Consider the following 4,520-nt stretch of genomic DNA (forward strand, 5'->3'; position numbering starts at 1 on the left):
CGCACGGTGGGCTTCGCTCCGGCGGTCGGGCAGTTGCTGGAGCAGCGGTATCGGGTGTTCGTCGAGGTGAGTCCGCATCCGGTGCTGACGGTCGGGGTCGGTGAGTGTGTGGACGCGGCCGAGGTGGAGGCCGTGATCGCCGGGACGTTGCGTCGCGATGAGGGTGGCCTGGAGCGGGTGCTGACGTCGGCGGCGGAGCTGTTCGTGCGTGGCGTGACGGTGGATTGGCTGCAGGTGCTGCCGGGCGGTCGCCGGGTGGATCTGCCGACGTACGCCTTCCAGCACCAGTGGTTCTGGCCCGAGAGCACCGGTTCCGGTGCGGGGAATGTGGCCGCGGCCGGGCTGGCAGCGACGGATCATCCGCTGCTGGGCGCGGCGATGGGTCTGGCCGACTCCAACGGGGTGGTGCTGACGGGCCGGTTGTCGCTCTCGTCGCATCCGTGGCTCGCCGATCACACGGTGGCCGGGATGGTGATCTTCCCGGGGACCGGGTTCCTGGAGCTGGCGGTGCGGGCCGGTGACCAGGTCGACTGTGACGTGGTGGAGGAGCTGACGCTGGCGGCGCCGCTGGTGCTGGGCGAGGATGACGCGGTCGTGGTGCAGATCGCGGTGGGTGCGCCGGAGGAGAGTGGCCGGCGTGCGGTGAACGTCTATTCCCGGTCGGCGTCGGCCGTCGACGATGTGCCGTGGGTGCGGCACGCCACCGGCACGCTCGCCACGGGCGGGCGGGCCGCGGTGCCGTTCGACGCGTCCGTGTGGCCCCCGCAGGGTGCGACGGCGATCGAGCTGGACGGGCTGTACGACGAACTGGCCACTCGGGGGCTGGGCTACGGTCCGGTGTTCCAGGGGCTGCGGTCCGCGTGGCAGCGCGATGGGGAGATCTTCGCCGAAGTCGCCCTGCCGGAGCAGGCGACCTCGAGCGCGGGTTCGTTCGGGGTGCATCCGGCTCTGCTGGACGCGGCGTTGCACGCGGTGAGCTTCGCAGGTCTCGACGTGGTCGAGGGAGGTTGGCTGCCGTTCTCCTGGGGTGAGGTGAGCCTGCACGCGGGCGGGGCGGCGCTGCTGCGGGTCCGGCTGACCAGGACGGGTGCCGACTCGGTCTCGCTGACGGCGGTGGACCTGGCGGGAGAGCCGGTGCTGTCGGCGCGGTCGTTGATCGTGCGTCCCTTCACCCCCGACCAGCTGGTCGGCGCCGGTGGGGGGCGTGGTGTGGAGCGGGACTCGCTGTTCGGGGTGGACTGGGTCTCGTTGCCGGAGGCGGGGGATGCGGAGCCCAGGGCGGACGTGGTCGAGCTGAGTGGAGAGCTCGCCTCGCTGGATTCGGCGCCGGATGTGGTCATGGTCTCGGTGGGGTCGGCCGATGCCGAGGACGTGGTGGAGTCGACGCACGCGGTGGTCGCGCAGGTCCTGGGGTTGTTGCAGGAGTGGTTGGCCGATGAGCGGTTCGTCGGCTCGCGGTTGGTGTTCGTGACCCGGGGCGCGGTCGAGGCGCGGGATGGTGATGTGGTCGTTGATCTGCCGGCTGCGGCGGTGTGGGGGTTGGTGCGGTCGGCGCAGTGGGAGAATCCGGGCCGGTTCGTGCTGGTCGACGTCGATGGTGATGGTGGGTTGTCGTCGTCGGTGCCGGCGGGGGTGCTGGTTTCGGGTGAGCCGCAGGTGGCGGTGCGTGATGGTGGGGTGTTGGTGCCGCGTCTGGTGCGGGTGGCGCCTGCCGAGGAGGCGGGACGGTCGTGGGATCCGGAGGGGACGGTGTTGATCACTGGTGGTACCGGTGGTCTGGGAGGGAGTCTGGCTCGGCATGTGGTGGCCGAGCGTGGGGTGCGGCATCTGGTGCTGACCAGCCGTCGAGGCTTGGAGGCTCCGGGTGCGGTGGAGTTGCAGGCTGAGCTGATCGCGCATGGGGTCGAGGTCACGGTCGCGGCCTGTGACATGGCCGACCGCGACCAGGTGGCGGCTCTGCTGGCCGGGATCGATGCCGACCATCCGCTGACCGCGGTCATTCACACCGCCGGTGTGCTGGAAGACGCGACGATCCCGTCACTGACCCCGGAGCGGCTGGGCAGGGTCCTGCGGCCCAAGGTCGACGCCGTCTGGCACCTGCACGAACTCACCCGGGAACTGGATCTGGCGGCGTTCATCACCTACTCGTCCCTGTCGGGTGTCATGGGAGCACCCGGCCAGGGCAACTACGCGGCCGCGAACACGTTCCTCAACGCCTTGGCGCAGGCGCGCAGGGCCGAAGGGCTGCCCGCGCTCTCACTGGCCTGGGGAGCCTGGACCCAGGACACCGGAATGACCGGCACGCTGAGTGACGCCGACATGCGGCGGATCACCCGTACGGGCATGCCGCCGCTCTCGGTGGAGCAAGGACTGGCACTGTTCGACGCCGCCGGACGGGTGGCCCGGTCGGTGGTGATCCCGCTCCGGTTGGAGCTCGCGGTGCTGCGCGCCCACGGCGAGGTGCCGGCGTTGTTGCGTGGTCTGGTGCGGGGTGGTCGGCGGTCGGCGGCGTCGGGTTCGGTGGTGGCCGCGACGTTGTTGCAGCGGTTGGCTCCGTTGGGGGCGGCCGAGCGGGCCGAGGTGCTGGTGGACCTGGTGCGTGTCGAGGCGGCGATGGTGCTGGGTCATGCCTCGTCCGACATGGTGGAGGTGCGTCGGGAGTTTCGTGAGCTGGGCTTCGACTCCCTTACCGCGGTCGAGTTGCGTAACCGGCTGAACGCCGCGACGGGGCTGCGGTTGCCGTCCACGCTGGTGTTCGACTACCCGACACCGACCGCGCTGGCGGACTTCCTGCTGGCCGAACTGCTTGGCGAGCACGCTGACGCGATCATTCCGGCGCCCGTCATGCCGCTGAACGACGATCCGATCGTGATCGTGGGCATGGCCTGCCACTTCCCGGGCGAGGTCGACTCACCGGAGGATCTGTGGCGGCTGGTCTCCGAGGACGGAGATGCGATCTCCGAGTTCCCGACCACGCGAGGCTGGGATCTGGGGGCGCTGTACAACCCGGACCGGGAGAGCCGGGGCACCAGCTATGTGCGCGAGGGTGGTTTCCTGGAGAGTGCCACGCAGTTCGACCCCGGGTTCTTCGGGATCTCGCCGCGTGAGGCGCTGGCGATGGACCCGCAGCAGCGGTTGCTGCTGGAGACGTCGTGGGAGGCGATCGAGCGGACGGGCGTGGACCCGATCTCGTTGCGCGGCAGCCGCACCGGCGTGTTCGCCGGCATCTTCTACCACGACTACGGGATGAGCGCGGAGTTCCCGCCGGAGGCGATGGGCTTCCTCGGTACCGGTACGGCGGGCAGCGTCGCGACCGGCCGCATTTCGTACGCGCTGGGCCTGGAGGGTCCTGCGGTGACGGTGGACACGGCGTGTTCGTCGTCGCTGGTGGCGATGCACATGGCGGCGCAGGCACTGCGCTCGGGTGACTGCGACCTGGCACTGGCCGGAGGCGCGACCGTGATGGCCACCCCGGCGGTGTTCATCGACTTCAGCACCCAGGGAGGGCTGGCAGGTGACGGCCGGTGCAAGTCCTTCGCCGACACCGCGGACGGCACCAGCTACTCCGAGGGTGTGGGCATGCTGGTGCTGGAGCGGCTGTCGGACGCGCGCCGCAACGGCCACCAGGTGCTGGCGGTGGTGCGCGGGTCGGCGGTGAACCAGGACGGTGCGTCCAACGGGTTGACGGCGCCGAACGGCCCTTCTCAGCAGCGGGTGATCCGTCAGGCGCTCGCCGGCGCGGGCTTGTCCTTCACCGAGGTGGACGCGGTCGAGGGCCACGGTACGGGTACGACGCTGGGCGACCCGATCGAGGCGCAGGCGCTGCTGGCGACCTACGGTCAGGATCGGGACGAGGATCGGCCGCTGCTGCTGGGGTCGATCAAGTCGAACCTGGGTCACACGCAGGCGGCGGCCGGTGTGGCGGGTGTGATCAAGATGGTGATGGCTCTGCGGCACGGGGTGCTGCCTCGGACGCTGCACGTGGACGAGCCGTCGTCGCATGTGGACTGGGCCTCGGGTGCGGTGGAGCTGCTGACCGAGCAGGTCGAGTGGCCTCAGACGGGTCGTCCGCGCCGGGCGGGTGTGTCGTCGTTCGGGATCAGCGGCACCAACGCGCACGTGATCATCGAGCAGGGGCCCGAGGCCGCGGCGGTGGCTCCTTCGCAGGACCTGGTACCGGCTGCGGACGTGGTTCCGATGGTGGTGTCGGGTCGTACGGGTGAGGCGCTGCGGGCCCAGGCCGGGCGGCTCGCGTCGTACCTGGAGGGCGAGCCTGCTCTTGGGCTGACCGATGTGGCGTTCTCGCTGGTGTCGTCGCGGTCGGCGTTCGAGCACCGGGCCGTGGTGGTCGGCGGGGATCTCCTGACAGGGCTGGGGGCGGTTGCCTCGGGTGAGTCGGTGCCCGGCGTGGTGTCCGGGGTGGCGGATGTGGTTGGGAAGTCGGTGTGGGTGTTCCCGGGTCAGGGGGCGCAGTGGGTGGGGATGGGTGCGGCTCTGTTGGAGGAGTCGGCGGTGTTCGC

1 protein-coding gene is annotated in these 4,520 nt (G+C 70.7%); it reads left to right on the forward strand.

Going from position 1 to position 4,520, the window contains the following annotated elements:
* The coding region (locus AB0B96_RS40705; RefSeq protein ID WP_362907647.1) for a type I polyketide synthase at positions 1-4,520 on the forward strand (4,520 nt) is incomplete at both ends.

The sequence above is a fragment of the Streptosporangium sp. NPDC049046 genome (assembly GCF_040649155.1).
Classification (GTDB): domain Bacteria; phylum Actinomycetota; class Actinomycetes; order Streptosporangiales; family Streptosporangiaceae; genus Streptosporangium.